13 protein-coding genes are annotated in these 16,127 nt (G+C 64.5%); 9 read left to right on the forward strand and 4 right to left on the reverse strand.

Annotated elements, in window-relative coordinates; all coding sequences use genetic code 11:
* Positions 1-337: 337 nt before the first annotated feature.
* From GXY33_07335 to GXY33_07375, 9 genes are all read left to right on the forward strand, one after another.
* Positions 338-631, forward strand: coding sequence for a hypothetical protein (locus GXY33_07335; protein NLX04940.1), 294 nt, complete (start codon positions 338-340; stop codon positions 629-631).
* Between the two features lie 915 nt (positions 632-1,546).
* Entirely contained in the window at positions 1,547-2,683 is a 1,137-nt protein-coding gene (locus tag GXY33_07340; protein NLX04941.1) for a substrate-binding domain-containing protein, read from the forward strand.
* Between the two features lie 18 nt (positions 2,684-2,701).
* Entirely contained in the window at positions 2,702-3,442 is a 741-nt protein-coding gene (locus GXY33_07345) for a prepilin-type N-terminal cleavage/methylation domain-containing protein (GenBank protein ID NLX04942.1), read from the forward strand.
* A gap of 34 nt (positions 3,443-3,476) precedes the next feature.
* Positions 3,477-5,453 carry a hypothetical protein gene (locus GXY33_07350; GenBank protein NLX04943.1) on the forward strand — a complete coding sequence of 659 codons (1,977 nt, stop codon included), beginning with the start codon at positions 3,477-3,479 and terminating at the stop codon, positions 5,451-5,453.
* A gap of 125 nt (positions 5,454-5,578) precedes the next feature.
* Entirely contained in the window at positions 5,579-6,592 is a 1,014-nt protein-coding gene (locus GXY33_07355) for a 5-deoxy-glucuronate isomerase (GenBank protein ID NLX04944.1), read from the forward strand.
* Positions 6,589-7,638 (forward strand): methionyl-tRNA formyltransferase, encoded by a 1,050-nt coding sequence (locus tag GXY33_07360; protein ID NLX04945.1) that lies wholly within the window; start codon positions 6,589-6,591, stop codon positions 7,636-7,638. The genes GXY33_07355 and GXY33_07360 overlap by 4 nt, the downstream gene beginning before the upstream one ends.
* Positions 7,635-9,137, forward strand: coding sequence for a methyltransferase domain-containing protein (locus GXY33_07365; protein ID NLX04946.1), 1,503 nt, complete (start codon positions 7,635-7,637; stop codon positions 9,135-9,137). The genes GXY33_07360 and GXY33_07365 overlap by 4 nt, the downstream gene beginning before the upstream one ends.
* Positions 9,138-9,240: 103 nt before the next feature.
* Complete coding sequence (locus tag GXY33_07370) at positions 9,241-11,079, forward strand: hypothetical protein (protein NLX04947.1); 1,839 nt, start codon at positions 9,241-9,243, stop codon at positions 11,077-11,079.
* 10 nt (positions 11,080-11,089) lie between these two features.
* Entirely contained in the window at positions 11,090-12,112 is a 1,023-nt protein-coding gene (locus GXY33_07375) for a hypothetical protein (protein NLX04948.1), read from the forward strand.
* A 15-nt stretch (positions 12,113-12,127) separates the two neighbouring features.
* On the opposite strand, the gene GXY33_07380 is transcribed toward GXY33_07375, so the two are convergent.
* From GXY33_07380 to GXY33_07395, 4 genes are all read right to left on the reverse strand, one after another.
* On the reverse strand, positions 12,128-13,699 hold the full coding sequence (locus GXY33_07380) for an amidophosphoribosyltransferase (protein NLX04949.1): 1,572 nt from the start codon (positions 13,697-13,699) through the stop codon (positions 12,128-12,130).
* Between the two features lie 172 nt (positions 13,700-13,871).
* Positions 13,872-14,324: an ACT domain-containing protein gene (locus tag GXY33_07385; GenBank protein NLX04950.1), complete on the reverse strand. Its 453-nt coding sequence runs from the start codon at positions 14,322-14,324 to the stop codon at positions 13,872-13,874.
* A gap of 92 nt (positions 14,325-14,416) precedes the next feature.
* Complete coding sequence (locus tag GXY33_07390) at positions 14,417-15,532, reverse strand: 3-isopropylmalate dehydrogenase (GenBank protein ID NLX04951.1); 1,116 nt, start codon at positions 15,530-15,532, stop codon at positions 14,417-14,419.
* A 24-nt stretch (positions 15,533-15,556) separates the two neighbouring features.
* Positions 15,557-15,883, reverse strand: coding sequence for a hypothetical protein (locus tag GXY33_07395; protein NLX04952.1), 327 nt, complete (start codon positions 15,881-15,883; stop codon positions 15,557-15,559).
* Positions 15,884-16,127 lie beyond the last annotated feature (244 nt).

The raw sequence follows: 16,127 nt of genomic DNA on the forward strand, positions 1-16,127 counted from the left end.
CCGGTCTCATGAAGCGGCTCGACGTGTGCAACGGTTGTCACCGGTGTGCCATGGGCGTCACATTGCACGTTAACTCCAGGTAGGGTAGACGGTTACGCAAGTTCATCCGCCGTTCGCCAAGCGACCGTGCGGCCACGGCCTGTGCCACGCATGTCGCACACCCGATTGCCCTGAATCCACCGGCAAAATCGCCCCGAAATGATCGTTGCGGTAACCTGTTGTAATCAAAGAAGTTCCAGGGTTGGAAGAATTATGGGAATCACGGAAAGACTCTGGCATGGGAGTTGCTTATTCCTAAAAACAGAGGGAGGAGTTGAGAGAATGAAGACGGGCGGAGATGAAGAAGATACTGACTGATACGGATGTGGCTTTGAAACTTCAAGACGTGGTTTGCCCGGAAACCGACACGATCCTGGCCAATCTCGACGCGCAAGCCGAGTTGGTGGGAAAGGTCAAGTTCCTCAGCGACGGGCCACGGCGAACCGAGGAGTTTGCGATCGTCGAGGTCGCGGGTCTGCGGATGCCGCTGATCGTCAAAGCCGAGCGGCTTCGCGTGCTCGAATCGCAGCCGCGGGTGCGGGTGGCGAGGTCCGGCGGCAATCGGCCGAGAGGCCGATCGTCGAGTTGTTGAAAATCTGTTGGAAATGTGTTGATAAAACGGTTGAGGCGGTGGATAATCACCCGCCTCTGGCGGCGGGGAATCATCCGCGGGCACGGATAGACCGTCGCAGACCGCTCTGAGAGTTTGACAAGTTCATACGGAGATAGATCCGATCGGCAGGGAGAGAAGGACCGGCCGCAATGAGCACGGCTGGTGGAGGCTTTACCGACGAGACCTCGCACCGCGGCCCACGCCGCGGGTCGAGTGCTCGCCCGGTCAGGGAAAGATGGCAAGGCAGGGCAAGCGAATGGCGTCGGGCGTTTTCCCGGACGCCGGAGATGAGACTCTCTCTCCCTCCCAGGCTTGAGCCGCCGACTTCAGACGGCTTGAGCCTGTATGCAGATTATCCGGGATCGACCTTGGTCGCATCCCGGCTCCTATCGCGGACGGCGGCGTGAGGGCCGTTCGCGAGCGGTGCTTTCGGATCTCTCTCTCCCTCCCAGGCTTGAGCTGCTGATCCATGGTGGCTCGAGCCTGTATGAAGGCGATCCGGTCTCGGTAGCGAGGCCGGTGGGGATATGGGGATCGAGAGGCGGCAAGAGGGCAATGCCGACGGATCTCTCTCTCCCTCCCAGGCTTGAGTCGTCCTAAGGCGGCTTGAGCCTGTTGACGACAATCCGGGCCCGGACCAGCGTCCGGGCTCGGACCTGATAATCCTGACGCTCCATCGAGCATTTGGACGGGACAAGAAGACGGCGGTAAGACGGCCGAGGCGTAGAAAAACGCTTCGGCCGTCTTTTTTGTTTATCCTCGTACGATTTGAGCCGCTAACCCGTGATCAGATCAGGCCTTGACACAGCGGGTGAGGAACGGTAGACTATAGCTATACATAATTATATGCATAATTATCAGTGATTATAGCGCATTTGCGTTAAGGCAGAGGTGATGACAGCGCTCGTGCTGGATCGAAGCAGTCCGATACCGCTTTACCATCAACTGGCCCAATACCTGGGCCGGGAAATCCGGTCGGGGCGGTACGAGGCTAATGCCCAGCTTCCACCTGTCGGGCGGCTGGTCAAGATGTTCGGGGTCTCTATGCCGGTTGTGCAACAGGCCTTGGGGCGGCTGGAGGAGCAGAGATTGATCGTCCGGGAGCGCGGCCGGGGGACGTTCGTGCGTCCGGGGGCGGACTGGTCAACGGTAGAGGGACACGTGGTGCGGCATCATCGTATGGGGCTGGTGATGGGTTGGGAGTCGTGGTCGATCTTCGCTCCGCTTCCGGGAGGGGCGGAGGACGAGTGCCACACCTCGGGGTTCCAGGTGGCGATCGGCAACAGCCGCGATACGGTTGCGATTGAGATTGAGAAGATCCGGGAACTGGTCAACCGCGGGATCGACGCCCTGCTTTGGGTCTGCGCCAGCAGCGGGCCCAATCCAGCTCTGGTCCGGCGCGTGGTGCGGGACGTGCCGGTGGTGGTGGCGGTGGATCGCGAAGTGGAAATAGAAGGGGTGAGGCTGAACCTGGTCGAGCCGGACAACGCGGGTGGCATGCGGGCGGTGGTGCGCCATCTCCTTGAGAATGGGCATCGGCGGATCGCGTATATCCGCGAACCGTTTCCCGTCAGTTCCACGTGGGTGCGAGAGCATGCGTACGCCCATGCCCTGCGCGAAGCGGGGATCGAGCCGCAGCCGCGGTGGGTGCTGACCAGCCGCGAATCCCTCTACGAAAACGGGATCGCCTGCGCGACACGAATTCTCGAGGAGAAGATGGAGTTGGACGCGATTTGCTGTCAGTCGGACCGGACGGCGATCGGCGTGCTCAACGTGCTGCAGGATGCGGGCGTGCGGGTGCCGCAAGACGTGGCGATCACCGGGTTCAACGACGACCCGATGGCCAGGATGGTCCGGCCGCGGTTGACCACCGCGCACTTCGACGTTTCACAGATGGGCCGTCTGGCGGCCCGGCTGGCCCTCACGCAGCTTGCCGCGCTGGAACGGGGCGAGAACGTGGAGCCCGAGCGGGTGATAGTGCCGGTGCAGTTGGTGGTTCGGGAGTCGACGGGGAAAGACAGGAATTGCTGATTTGGGAAGGACATGAGGATGAGTCGCCATACCGCTTCTGCCCCAGATTCGAAACTCGAAATCCCAAATTCGAAATCGTTCACCCTGATCGAGCTCCTGGTGGTGGTTGCCATCATCGCGGTCCTGGTGGCGATCCTGCTGCCGGCGCTGGCCGGGGCGAGGGAACAGGCACGGAATGTGCTGTGCATGAGCCGGGTCAAGCAGGTGTCGACGGGAGTGGTCTGCTACGCGGACGAGCAGGGAGGCTACGCGCCGCCGTGGTGCGGCGGGTCGTGGTCAAAACCATTGTACTGGGGAGATACGCTCATTGCTGGCCACTGCATCCCAGCGGGCGACGTGCTGGTCTGTCCAAGCCACTATCCGGGCAGGTGGTCGGATTGGGCGGGTTGGACGTACGGGATGAATCGAGGCTGGCCGTGGTTCAGCGGCAGCGCGGACCCCGGAGTGAACCGGGCGGTGAAGCTGAGCCGGCCGGGGTACTGGACGGGCGAACGCTTCGCGACGGTCAACTACATGACCGGCGGTGCGTTTGAGCCGTTCGATTTCCCGTTGCTGGGCGACTCGCGGCTGTGGAGCGGCAGTCGCGACGAGCAGTGTTGGGACTTCACGTACCCAGCGGTTCTGTGGCATCCGTCGCGGGTGCATTTGCGGCACCGGGAACGGGCCAATGTCGCCTTCGCCGACGGCCGGGTCGAGAGCTGCAACGAGACGGGACTGACCCAATACGGGTTCTGCCCGGAACTGGGATACTGGAAATAGTGGTCTTCGTGCGTGAATTCGGCAGGTGACTGCGATGATGCGAACCGCTCTGATCGTGGTGATTCTGTCTTCCCCAGCGGCGTTGGCGGCGAAACCTCCGGAGTTCCTGGTGGGCGTCCAGACGCACTTCCGGCAGTACAAGGGTTCGCCGCGGCTCAATCTCGACATGGTGGAGCAGTCGGGCGCGGTGGCGGTCGCGGACGAGCTGACGTGGGACCTGGTGGAAAAGGAGAAGGGCAAGCTGGAGGTCCCGGCCGAGTTGGACGCGTACGTGCGTGAGGCGCACCAACGCGGCCTGCGGCTGATGATCTCGCTGTGCTACGGCAATCGGTTCTATGCGAACGGCGATTTCCCGACCGATCCGGAGAGCATGGAAGCCTACAGCCGATACTGCGAACACCTGGTCGCGCGATACCAGGGCAAGGTGGGGTTCTACCAGTTCTGGAACGAGTGGGTCGGCGGCTGCGGAATGCCGCACGGAGGCAAAGTTGAGGACTACGTTCGCCTGGTCAAACACGTCTATCCGCGGGTGAAGGCAATCGACCCGCAGGCTGTGTTTCTGGGCGGGGCGCTGCACGACGGAGCCATGTTCTTCGAGGGTCGTTTGGAGGAGATGGTCCGTCTGGGACTGCTGGAGGCATGCGATGCGATTTCCTTCCACCGATACCTGTATCTCCACCCGTACCCGACGAGCGAACCGGAGAATTGGGTGGAGTGGATGGACCGGGTGGCTGCGATGCTCCGTGAGCACCACGACGGGAAGGACGTGCCGATCTATCTGACCGAGGTGGGTTGGCCGACGCACTTGGGGCCGAACGGTTCGACGCAGGAGCGGTCCGCGACGTACCTGGCCAGGTTCTATCTTCTGGCCCGGACGATACCGACGCTTCGGGGTGTCTGGTGGTACGACTTCCAGGACGACGGCTGGAATCCAGTGGCGCACGAGGATCACTTTGGGCTGGTCAAGCAGGACTTGACGCCGAAACGTGCATTCTTCGCGATGAACGACATAGCCGATCTGGTGGCTCACGGCCGGTTCGTCGGGCGCATGGACGTCGGCGATCCGCAGGTTTGGGTGCTGCGATTCGAGCACGGCGGGCAAGACGTCTGGGCGATCTGGAGCGTTCATCGCGATGACGACTGGCAGATTGTCCTGGTCAACGAGGCCGAGGATCCCAAGCCGGTACGGATCACGCAGGTCGGGGTCGGATCGATCGAACGCGGTTGGGGAGCAGCGGATTGGACGAACCACTGGAAGAAGTACGTGTTCGCGCCGATCCGCGAGAACGAGATCGAACTGCAGGTACGGGAACGGCCGTGGCTGATCGCGGGCGACCTGAAGGCGGTGAAGGTCAAAGCGGTGGTGCGGCGGGAGTCCCCGGAGCGGTCGCGACCCTCGGCTCCGGAGGTTCATCTGGCCAAGGAACGGCTGCTGGTGCGGCCGGAGGCGGACGGCGGATCGTGGGTCTTTTTTGGCGGCAATGAAAACTGGACGGGCATGGGCGGCGTCCGTCACAACGCCGATGACCTGGACGCCAGGCTCCTCGTGACGTGGACGCCGGAGGCCCTGCACCTGACGGTAGTGGTGAAGGATGACGTGTTCTGTCAGGATCAGCCGCCGAGTGCGATGTGGATGGGCGACTCGCTGCAGATTGGTCTGCAGTCGTTGGAGCACGAGAACCCGATGGCCTACACCGAACTGACGGTCGGTTTGGCGGACGGTGAGGCGAAGGTGTACCGCCAGTCGGGCCAGTCGGGGCAGGCACCTGGACCGCTTGATGCCGTGGAAGTGAACGCGACTCGACAAGGCGGCGACTTGGTCTACCGGATGTGCATCCCCGTCTCGGAGGTGGATCTGCCCAGGCTCTGCGAGGGAACGGTGATCGGATTCTCGCTGCTCGTCAACGACAACGACGGCGAAGGGCGCAAGGGCTACCTGCATTGGGCCGAGGGGATCGGCCGGGGCAAGAATGTGTTGGCGTACAATTGGCTGATCATGGCGGACGATTAGCGGTCGATCCGCTTGTGGTGGCGGTCAACGCGGGGCGAGTTACTCTTGCAATCGATAGGGGCGGTCGGTAGGGTATGCCTTTGGGTTCAGGAGGCCGCCGCCGGCGGGAGTACAGGAGAATCACCATGCAGTCATCGCTGTTCAAGTACCGCCCGGGCATCCAGTCGGGCAAGATGCAAGCCCACGTCCGCTGGGACGGCAAGGCTTCGGCCACCATCTTCGACGCCGCCGATCCGACGGTGCCGCTGGACTACATGAGTTTCGGCGTCTATAGGCTCGAAGAAGGGCCGTTTGAGCTCTCCAGCGCCGATCGCGAATTCGTGTTCATGCCGGTCGAAGGCGAATATGACTTCCGCATCGCCGACCACCACTACACCGGCAGCCGCGCGGGCGGGCCCTTCGCCACGCTGCCGGAAAAATCCAACGCCTCCGCCGTGTACGTCGGGCGCGATCAGACCGCTAAGCTCAGCGGCAACGGCGTGATGATCTGGTTCGCCGCTCCGGCCAACGGCGTGAAGCCCGCCGCGTTCGTCGCTCCGGGCCAGATCGAACAGGTCAGCCGCGGCAAGGGCGTCTGGCATCGCGAGGTCATCACGCTGGCCGGCACGAGCGACCTGAGCACCAATCTGATCGCGGGCGAGACCTACAGCCCGCCGGGCCTCTGGTCGGGCACGCCGCTGCACACCCACGACAAGGACGAACCACACAAGGGCGAAGCCGACCTGGAGGAAATCTACTTCCACGTGGCCCGCAACGTCGACGGCCAGTGGGGCTCGTACGCCGTGCAATTGCTCTTCGACAGCGAGGGCATGAACCAGGCCTACCTGCTGCACAACTACGACGCGATCGCGATTCCCGGCGGGGCCCATCCGGTGGTGGCCGGTCCGACCTCCGACGTGCTCTACTTCTGGGCCCTGGCGTCGAGCAAGCCGACGGACCTGAAGATGAAGGACGTGCCGGAGTTCGGTTACCTGCACGGCGTCGCCGCGATCCTCGACGCCCTCGAACAGGAACGAGGCCGCACACCGGTCAAAGCCGAACGCCTCGCCAGGATGGCCGACGAGCAAAAGCTGGATGACAGCGGCCGCGAGATGCTGCGCCAGCACCTGATGGAACGCGGATTCAGGATCGAGTATTGAACCGGACCGGCATCACGCCGCACCACGACGGAACCGACATGGCCGAATATGGCAAGGGTGAAACGAATCGCATCGGGCTCAAGATCGTCTACTTCGGCACCGGCGAGTTCGGTCTGCCCACGCTCCAGACGCTCATCCTCAACCGCGCGCCCGTCCGGCTGGTGGTGACCGCGCCGGACCGCCCAGCCGGGCGAGGCCTCAAGATCCGGCACTCGCCGATCAAGGATCTGGCCGTCGACGCCGATATTCCCACCCTTCAGCCGGGCGATGTCAACGACCCCTACACCGTCCGCCATATCGCCGAGTACGGGGCCGACGTCGGCCTGATCATCGCCTACGGCCAGAAGATCGGCGGCGACCTGATTCGCGTCTTTTCCAAAGGCATCATCAACCTGCACGCGTCGCTGCTGCCCGCCTATCGCGGCGCCGCCCCGATCAACTGGGCGATCATCCGCGGCGAACGTTGCACCGGCGTGACGGCCATGCAGATCAACGAGCAGATTGACGCGGGCCAGATCCTCGGCCAGACCGAACTGGCCATCGGCCCGGTCGAGCGGGCCGACGAACTGCACGACCGCCTCGCCCAGACCGGACCCAAACTCATCCTCAAGGTGTTTCGCCAGATCGAAAACGCCACCGCGACGCCCAAACCGCAGGACGCCTCAAAGGTCAGCAAGGCGCCGAAGCTCAAGAAGCATTCCGGCCGGATCGACTGGCAGGCACCAGCCGACGAGATCGCCCATCGGATTCGCGGCCTGTGGCCATGGCCGACCGCCAAGGCCATGTATTGTCCGCAACAGGGCAAGCCCATCGAGGTCGCCTTTGCCCGCGCCGAAGCGGTAGGGGGAGGACAAGCCGGAGAATCCCCGGGAACCATCCTGCCCGACCTGACCGTCCAGTGCGGCTCGGGCCGGCTGGCGGTGATGGAGATCCGCCCGGCGGGCGGCAAGCTGATGAACTGGGACGCGTTCGTTAACGGCCGCCACGTGCAGCCGGGCGACCGCTTCGAAAGCGTCGAAACATCCGAAAGCGTGGACGTGCCATGAAACGCCGAGACAAGGGGGTTGGGCCTAACGACGGCGGCGACCGGCCGCGCAAACAGACGCCGGGCCAGATCCGCAAAGCGATCATGGCCGAGCCGGGCATTCCCGCCCGATTCCTGGCCCTCGAGGCGATCCAGGACACCACGCTGCATGCCCTGCCCACCGACCGGATCGGCGTGCTGGCCGAGAGCTACAAAGTCGCCGGCCGCGAACGCCGGCTGGCTCACGAAATCCTGGCCGGGTCGATCAAACGCCGGGCCTCGCTCGATCTGCTGATCGAGCGGATCGGCAAGTGCCGCTGCAAGTCGATCGAACCGCGGCTGCTCAATATCCTGCGGCAGGGGGCCTATCAACTGGTCTTCCTCGAACACGTGCCGGTCTTCGCCGCGGTCGATCTGAGCGGCAAGCTGGCCCGTCTCTACGGTGGCGAGCGCCAGGTGGCGTTCGTCAACGCCGTGCTGCGCAACATTCAGCGGGCGACGGTCGACCGGGACGCCGTCCTTGCTCCCGGCGACGAGGAGTTCATCCTGCCCAAGACGATCGCCCGCGGCGTGCGATTCAACCGGCGGATTCTGCCGCCGGTCGCCGAGGCGGCTGAGCATCTGGCCGCCGCCTATTCGCTTCCGCGGTTTCTGGTCAAACGCTGGCTGACGCGGTTCGATTTCGATCGCACGCGGCAGATCGCCGCCGCCGCCAACGCCCGCCCGATCACGGTGGCCCGGCCCAACTTCCTTAAACTCGGTTCGCCCCATCAGCCGACCGAAGCCGGACAGAAACTGGCCCGCCGTCTCGCCGACGAGGGCTGCCAGGTGCACCTGACCGGCGACCGCGGGGCGGTCGAGATCGTCGAAGGCCCGCCGCTCGCCGAACTTCCAGCCTTCGCCGAAGGGCTCTTCCAGATCCAGGACACCACCGCCCAGGAGATCGCCTGGCGGCTCGAGCCGAAACCGGACGAGACCATTCTCGACCTCTGCGCCGGCCTGGGCACCAAGACCACGCAACTGGCGGAACTGACCGGCGACCGGGCCGCCATCGTGGCCACCGACCGCACCGGCGGCAAGCTCGACAAGCTCAAGCTCAACGCCTCACGGTTGGGCATCAACTCGATCGGCGTCGAGCCGATTGAGCGGATCCTCTCGGTCGAGTACGACGGCCGGTTCGACGCCGTGCTGGTGGACGTGCCGTGCTCCAACACCGGCGTGCTCTCATGCCGGCCCGAAGTCCGCTGGCGCCTCAAGGAAACCGACATCGCCGTTCTGGCCCAGGTGGCCGGCGAACTGCTGGCCACCGCTTTGCGCCTCGTCAAACCCAGCGGGCGGATCGGCTACAGCACCTGTTCGATCGAACTCGAAGAGAACGCCCGCGCCGTGCAGCGGTTTCTCAATGCGGCCAAGGGCTGGCGACTGGCGGCCGACGACGAGCGTCTGCCCCAAGCCGACCCGCAGTCCGGCCGGGCGATCCACGATGGCGGCTACTGGGCGATCCTCCGACGCGACGCGTAGCTCGGCGGATCGTCAACCTTTGCCTTTCCCAACGGCCCTGACGGCCATAGAATAAGCGGTACAGACGGATCTGGCGAATCTGGCGGATAGATGGAGACGGCCGATGAAACGCATTGCGATGGCGGCGGCGATGGCGGTTCTGGTTGGCGTTTGCGGAGCGGCGTTCGGACAGGAAGCCCAACCGGCCGCGCCTCCGCAGGAAAAAACCGTGCTCGACGTGATCGAGCCGACCCAGGGACGTCCCGTGATCGTCCTGCCGGAACAGAACTTCCACTTCATGTTCTGGATGGAGGACGTCGAACTCCAGAAGCTTGAGGCCTCGCTGGTCCACTCGCTCTCGCCCTCCGAGCGGGTGCCGCTGACCGCGCCGGTCCCGCCGTTCCGCATCCAGAACGCCTATTGGGCGATGATCCTCAAGCCGCCGGCCCTGGCCAAACCCGGCGTCTACGACCTGTACATCGACATGGGCCAGTACTATCAGCGGATCCCGCGGGCGGTCAAGATCGTCGCGCAGTTCAAAGATCGTTTTCGTTTCGTGCACCTGTCGAATATGAACGTCGGCGAGCCGACGGCCCCGGATTTCGACTCCCGGCTCGTCGATGAAATCAACCTGCTGAACCCCGAGTTCATCGTCGCCACCGGCGACTACCTCGATCAGCCCGGCCGCAACTCGCCCGACGACTGGCGGCGGATCATGGATTTCTTCGCCCGCTTCGACGCCCCGGCCTACCTGCTGTGCGGCGATATGGAAGACCCAGCCGTCTTCCAGAAGGCCGTCGACTCCAGCCCCATCGGCAGCTTCGACTACGGCGGCTGCCACTTCGTCCTGACCCTCGACACCCAGACCCATCCGATCGATCAGCACCAGACCAACGTCGAAGCCGTCCTGGAAAACCTCAAAGAGGCGAGGAACGCGAAGATGTCGGTTCTGGTCGGCCGCAGCGACGGCTTGCGAATCCTCGACGGCCTGCGGGCCATCGGGCGCGATCCGGTCGAGGTCTTCGCCCAGTACAAGGTCCGCATGATGATCTGCGGCGGCAGCACCGACTGGGACTTCCTCGAGAACGCTGATAAACTGGAGACCATCAAAGCTGCCGGCGTCCAATACGTCCGCACCGGCCAATCCAGCACGTCCATGAAAAATGGCGGCAGCGGGGTCAGCCGCTACCGCGTCTTTGAGGTCAACGGCCAGGAGATCGACTGCGCCTATCGGCCGCTCTCGCCCGATCGCGAGGCCCAACATTCCATTCCCGCCGGGCGGCTTCGCGTCTTTGACCACGGCCGCAACGACGGCAGCGCCGCCACCGAACACGTCTCGGTCGTCAACACGCTCAACCAGTCGTTCGGCGACTGCCGCGTGGTCATGCGGATCAAGGGCGATGACCCGCAGGCGGTGAAGGTGGCCAACTGCCGCTTGGAGGAAGTGCTCCGCGGGCCGGGGCATCTGGTGGTGCTGGCCACGGTCGACGTGCCCGAACGGGCCTCGGTCCAGGTCGCCGCCACGACCGACCCTCAGGTCGAGCAGTCGCTGGCCAAACTGCCGGTCGAGTTCGCCTTCGGCGGCGATCGAACGCTCAAGTTCCGCCAGGGCCGCAGTCCCGATGGGATGGTCTACTACGAGCAGCCGGGCCCGATCCCGCTGACCGTCAAGAACCTCAGCGACCAGCAAACCACCGTCAGTTTACAGGTCCGCCTTGGCGGAGAGGCCCTGGTGCTCTCGCAGACCGGCAGCACCCAGCCGGGCGACGCATCGGCCCAGGCTGCGGCGCTGACCACCACCGAGACCCTCTCGCTGGCCCCGAACGCGACGGCCTCCGTCTCCATCCACCCGGTCCTGCGGAACCTGACGCCGGGCCAGGCCTACCTGGCCGTCTATTGCCTCAACGATCCGCTTCAGCGGGTCTCGATCGAAAGGGTCAACGTGACCCTGGCGCCGCAGTAGCGAGGTCGCCATGACTCCGGACGCCGACAACAGCGGATCGAAGATCAAAGCGGGCAAGCTTCCGCCCGAAATGCTCGAAGACATGCTAAGCCGATTCAAACCGGACCCAGCCCACGTGGTGGTCGGACCGGGCGTCGGACTGGACGCCGCCGTGATCCGCACGCCGTTGCCGCTGATGGCGGTCACCAGCGATCCGATCACCCTCGCCGCCGACCTGATCGCCTACTACTGCGTGCACGTGAACGCCAATGACCTGGCCGCGATGGGGGCCGATCCGCAGTTCATGGTCGCCGTCTGCCTGCTGCCGGTCGGCCAGGCCGATCGGGTTCAGTCCATCGCAAGCGATCTGGCCCGCTACGCCGGCCAACTCAACATCAACGTGATCGGCGGACACACGGAACTCACCGCCGCCGTCAACAGCCCCGTCATGGTCGCCACCATGCTCGGCCGCGTCGTCACCGATCAGCCCATCGGCGCGGCTGGAGCCCAAGCCGGTGACGTCGTGATCATGACCGGCCAAGCCGCCCTCGAAGCCACCGCCATCGCCGCCCGCGAAAAGCCCCATTGCCTGCGGGCCGCGGGCCTCGCCGACTCGCTGATCGAAACCGCCCAGAACCTGCTCTTCGACCCGGGCATCAGCGTCCTGCCCCAAGCGAGGATCGCCATCCGCAGCGGCTGTTCCGCCATGCACGACGCGACCGAAGGCGGCATGGTCTCCGCCGTCTGGGAAATGGCCCGGGCCGCCGAGGTCCGCATCCGGCTGCACCGGGACCAGATTCCCGTCAGCGACCTGACCCGCCGGGTCTGCGCCGTCTGGGACATCGATCCGCTGGCCGCGATCTCGTCAGGCTCGCTGTTGATCGCCATACCGGCGGCAAAGGCCGATCCGCTGATCGAAGACCTCCGCCGCAGCGGCATTGCCGCCGCCGTCATCGGCCATGTGATCGAAGGAAACGCGGGAGTTGAGGATGCCCGGACCGCCCAGCCGATCCACCCCGTCCAGGACCAGATCGCCAGGATCTATGGGCCGTAGCGAGCCGCATCGGCCTCAATCGTAGGTGCGACCGCTGGTTCCCTTGCCCCGGTTGCGCCTGGCCCGCGCCATGAGTTTCACTCCCCACGCCGTCGGATGCTTGCCGTTGACGCATCCAAGGCACAGCGTCTCGCCCTTGCAGCCGATGCACGAGGCGACGTCGTTTACCGACAGGTACCGCAGGCTGTCGATGCCCAGGGCCTTGGCCATCTTTTCCAGTGACTTGGGGCTCAGGTCGCCGTTGTACCGGCCGTCGACGAAGTTTGTGGCGAACAGCTCGGTCACCGTCGACATGTCGATCCCGTAGAAGCACGGGGCGACGATTGGCGGACACGCCACCCGCACGTGCACCTCCCGCGCGCCGGCCCCTTCGCGGACCTTGCGGACCAGCGCCTTGAGCGTGGTCGAGCGGACGATCGAATCCTCGACCAGAAACACCCGCTTGCCCGACAGCACCGACGCCAATGCGGTGTACTTGCTCTCGGCGCTCTGGCCGCGGGTGGAGTTCGGCTGGATGAAGGTCCGCCCGACGTAGCGGTTGCGGATCAGCCCCTCGACGCACGGCACTTTCATGTGGTAGGCGAACGAGTCCGCCGCCGCCTTGGCCGTGTCCGGCACCGGCACCACCACGCAGTCCTCGTCCATCGTCTGGTCCTCCAACTCGGCCAGACGCTTGCCCGCCGCCGCCCGCGACGCGTACACGCCCGCTCCGTCGATCTCGCTGGCCACGTGCGAAAAGTACACCCACTCGAAGAAGCAGCGGGCCTGCCGGCCGCGCTTGGCGAACCGCGCAAATCGCAGCTTGCCGTTTTCGATCAGCGCCATCTGGCCGGGCTCGAACGAATGGATATCGGTGAAGCCCGCGTTGGCCAATGCCACCGATTCGCTGGCCGCTCCGAACAACCGGCCGCGAACCGCCCAGCTCATCGGGCGGATGCCCAGCGGATCGCGGGCCACGAACATCCGTCCCATCGCGTCGAGAAACGCAATGTTATATGCCCCGTCAAAGTCCCTCGCCAGCAACGCCATCGCTCGTGCCAGATCTGGCGGTTTGTCCGCCCGCAGACCGTACGACAGGGCGTGCATGATGATCTCGGTGTCGGTGTTCAGCGAAAAGTGATAGTGCCGCTTGGCCAGCAGGCGGTCGCGAAGGTCGGCGTAGTTCGACAGCGTTCCGTTGAACGCGAAGCTGAACCACTTCCAGAGCCGCCCGTGGTGGCGCTCGAACGGCTGGGCGTAACGGGCGTCGTCGGCCCCGCAGGTGGCGTAGCGGGTATGGCCGATCGCAGCCCGGCCCGCGTACTCGCGCAGAATCGCCTGGTGCTTCTCCGGCCGCGACATCCGAAACGCCTCGGCCACCGTCCCGATGTCCTTGAACGTGTCAATGATCTGCGGACGCTGCGGGTTATAGCTGCTCAACCCCGCCGCCAACTGGCCCCGGTTCTGCAGGTCCAGCAAAATCGGCGGCACCATCGCCGCCACGTTCTCGTCCCGAACCTCCCATTCGCCGTTGCCCGAACCTTCCGGTGCCTCGTCCAGGAGGTACAAAGCCGCCAGCCCACATTCGTGATGAATATCTTCGCTCATTCATTAGTTCCGCTAATCAAGGAGGAATCACTCCGGCAACCGCACTTTGCCTGTGGACATGTAATCATAGTCATTGCGAGGAGCCAATGCGATCGGAAAATGACCGTGCCTGCTCGCAGATGGACTTGGGCTGGATGACGCTATGGGTACGCCAACTCTTTGGCGTCTTCTGCTACCGGCTGGCGGACCGGCGGACCGTCTGCTTCTTGGCGTTGCTCGCCGGTTTGTGCTGGGCCAGGACCTTGCGGGCCTTCTCGATGTCCGCCACCTTGAACACCCCCAGCGTCCTTCCGCCGCGGGTTCCGGTCGTGCAATAGGCGTAGTTGATGTTGATGTGCTTGGTCCCAAGCCGCGTGCAGATGTCCGCCATCGCGCCCGGCTGATTGGGCATCTCCACGCACAAGACCTCCGTCTCGTCGACCGGAATGTTGATCGCCCGCAGCACGTCGGCCGTCTTCTTGCCGTCCTCGACCACCAGCCGCAGCACCCCGTGCTCCTGCGAATCCACCAGGGTCAGGGCCCGGATGTTGATCTTCCGATCGGCCAGGGCGGTGCACACCTGGGCCAGGATGCCCGGCTTGTTGACCAGGAACACGGAAAACTGCTTCTCGACGCTCATGTTCACGGGTATGTCTCCTTCGCGAACCGATGGCGTTGCTCGTTCCAACCGACGCTACGTATCACTACGCCGCAAACCGGACAAGGTTCGCCGACGGGCTATCCGACGGCTTTGGCCACCAGGTCGCCGACCTCGGTGGTCGAATGGCCCATCCGGCCGGCGTTCTGCGACTCCATCTTCGGCGTGACCGTCATGATCGCCGCCTCGACCTTGTTGCCCGCCTCGACCAGCTTGGGCATGTTCCGGTTGGTGCCCGTCTCGCGCAGCAGCATGCCCAGCGCCCCGATCGCCGCGATCGGGTTGATCACGTTCTTGCCGGTGTACTTCGGGGCCGAGCCGCCCATCGGCTCGTACATCGAGACGCCGCGCGGGTTGATGTTCCCGCCCGCCGCCACGCCCAACCCGCCCTGGATCATCGCCGCCAGGTCCGTGATGATGTCGCCGAAAATGTTGTCCGTCACGATCACGTCGTAAAACTCGGGATTCTTGACGAACCACATGCAGCAGGCGTCCACGTGGTTGTAGTCCCGCTTGATGTCCGGATAGTCCTTCTCGCCGATCTCGTGGAACGCCCGGAACCACGTGTCGCCCGCGAACGTCAGCACGTTGGTCTTGTGCACCAGCGTGAGCTGCTTGCGGCGGTTGCGCCGGCGGCAAATCTCGAAGGCGTAGCGGATCGCCCGCTCAGCCCCGAACCGCGTCGTGCAGTTGATCTGCGTCGATACTTCCTGGCCCGTGCCCTTGTACTGCACGCCGCCCATGCCCGTGTAGATACCCTCGGTGTTCTCGCGGACCACGATAAAGTCGATGTCGTCCGGGCCCTTGTCCTTGATCGGCGTCCAGACGCCCGGATACAGCTTGACCGGCCGAAGGTTGATGTACTGGTCCAGCTCGAACCGCAGCCGAAGCAGCACGCCCTTCTCCAGAATGCCCGGAGCGATCTTCGGATGGCCCACCGCGCCCAGATAGATCGCGTCGTAGGCCCTGAGCTTCTCGATCTCGTCCTCGTGGATCACCGGGATCGACGGCTTGGTCGGATCGCCGCCCGCCGCCAGATACCGGTCGCCGCTGACGTCGAACGTGTCGCTCTCGTAGGTGAAACCGACCGACTTGGCCACCGCCGCCAGAACCTTCATCCCTTCCTGCACCACCTCCGGCCCCGTCCCGTCGCCCGGAAGCACCGCGATCTTCACGTGAGTGTCGTTCTTGCTCATGTCATCCTTCTTTCTCAAACGGAGTTACATCGACGGCTGTGTCGAGGCCGCCGTGGTCGGCTGTGTCGGCAGCGGCCCTTCCGTCCGCCCCAACCGCTGGCGGCAGACGCCAAGCTGCTTTTCCAACTCCACAAGCCGCGTTTCCAGATCGGCCGCGCGGGCCGTCGCCTGCATGTACTTCTCAAGGCACTGCCGGTACGCCTCGACCTGGCCGGCCTTCTGGGCCTGGGCCTGACCGAGCGACTGCGTCGCCTTCTTCAGCGACGTCTCCAGCCGGGCGTTCTCCCGCTCCAGCTCCTGCAGCCGCGACTGGCCGCACCCGGCCAACGCCGCCACCAAGCCGATTGCCATCACTCGCCACGCCAGTCTCACCGATTCCGGTCTCCCAAACGGCCCTCGTGCCGCAAACCCACATTAAACGTGATTCCCCGCCCGCCCGTCAAGGCCTTTTGCCCTGATGTCCAAATGGCCGTCTTGTGCCGTTGGCGGGCTGGCGGCTGTCGGCTATAATCATGCCCGGGAGTGGAAAAGGTGGACCCGAATCTGCTGAAACTGATCGCGCTGCACGCGGTGACGGTGATTGTCGGCCTGATCG

This window comes from Phycisphaerae bacterium (assembly GCA_012729815.1).
Lineage (GTDB): Bacteria > Planctomycetota > Phycisphaerae > JAAYCJ01 > JAAYCJ01 > JAAYCJ01.

Excerpts from the sequence above, each read along its gene's own strand:
- GXY33_07340 (NLX04941.1), top strand. The coding sequence starts at position 1,547 with ATGACAGCGCTCGTGCTGGATCGAAGCAGTCCGATACCGCTTTACCAT.
- GXY33_07365 (NLX04946.1), top strand. The coding sequence starts at position 7,635 with ATGAAACGCCGAGACAAGGGGGTTGGGCCTAACGACGGCGGCGACCGG.
- GXY33_07335 (NLX04940.1), top strand. The coding sequence starts at position 338 with ATGAAGAAGATACTGACTGATACGGATGTGGCTTTGAAACTTCAAGAC.
- GXY33_07390 (NLX04951.1), bottom strand. The coding sequence starts at position 15,532 with ATGAGCAAGAACGACACTCACGTGAAGATCGCGGTGCTTCCGGGCGAC.
- GXY33_07355 (NLX04944.1), top strand. The coding sequence starts at position 5,579 with ATGCAGTCATCGCTGTTCAAGTACCGCCCGGGCATCCAGTCGGGCAAG.
- GXY33_07380 (NLX04949.1), bottom strand. The coding sequence starts at position 13,699 with ATGAGCGAAGATATTCATCACGAATGTGGGCTGGCGGCTTTGTACCTC.
- GXY33_07350 (NLX04943.1), top strand. The coding sequence starts at position 3,477 with ATGATGCGAACCGCTCTGATCGTGGTGATTCTGTCTTCCCCAGCGGCG.
- GXY33_07375 (NLX04948.1), top strand. The coding sequence starts at position 11,090 with ATGACTCCGGACGCCGACAACAGCGGATCGAAGATCAAAGCGGGCAAG.
- GXY33_07370 (NLX04947.1), top strand. The coding sequence starts at position 9,241 with ATGAAACGCATTGCGATGGCGGCGGCGATGGCGGTTCTGGTTGGCGTT.
- GXY33_07395 (NLX04952.1), bottom strand. The coding sequence starts at position 15,883 with ATGGCAATCGGCTTGGTGGCGGCGTTGGCCGGGTGCGGCCAGTCGCGG.
- GXY33_07345 (NLX04942.1), top strand. The coding sequence starts at position 2,702 with ATGAGTCGCCATACCGCTTCTGCCCCAGATTCGAAACTCGAAATCCCA.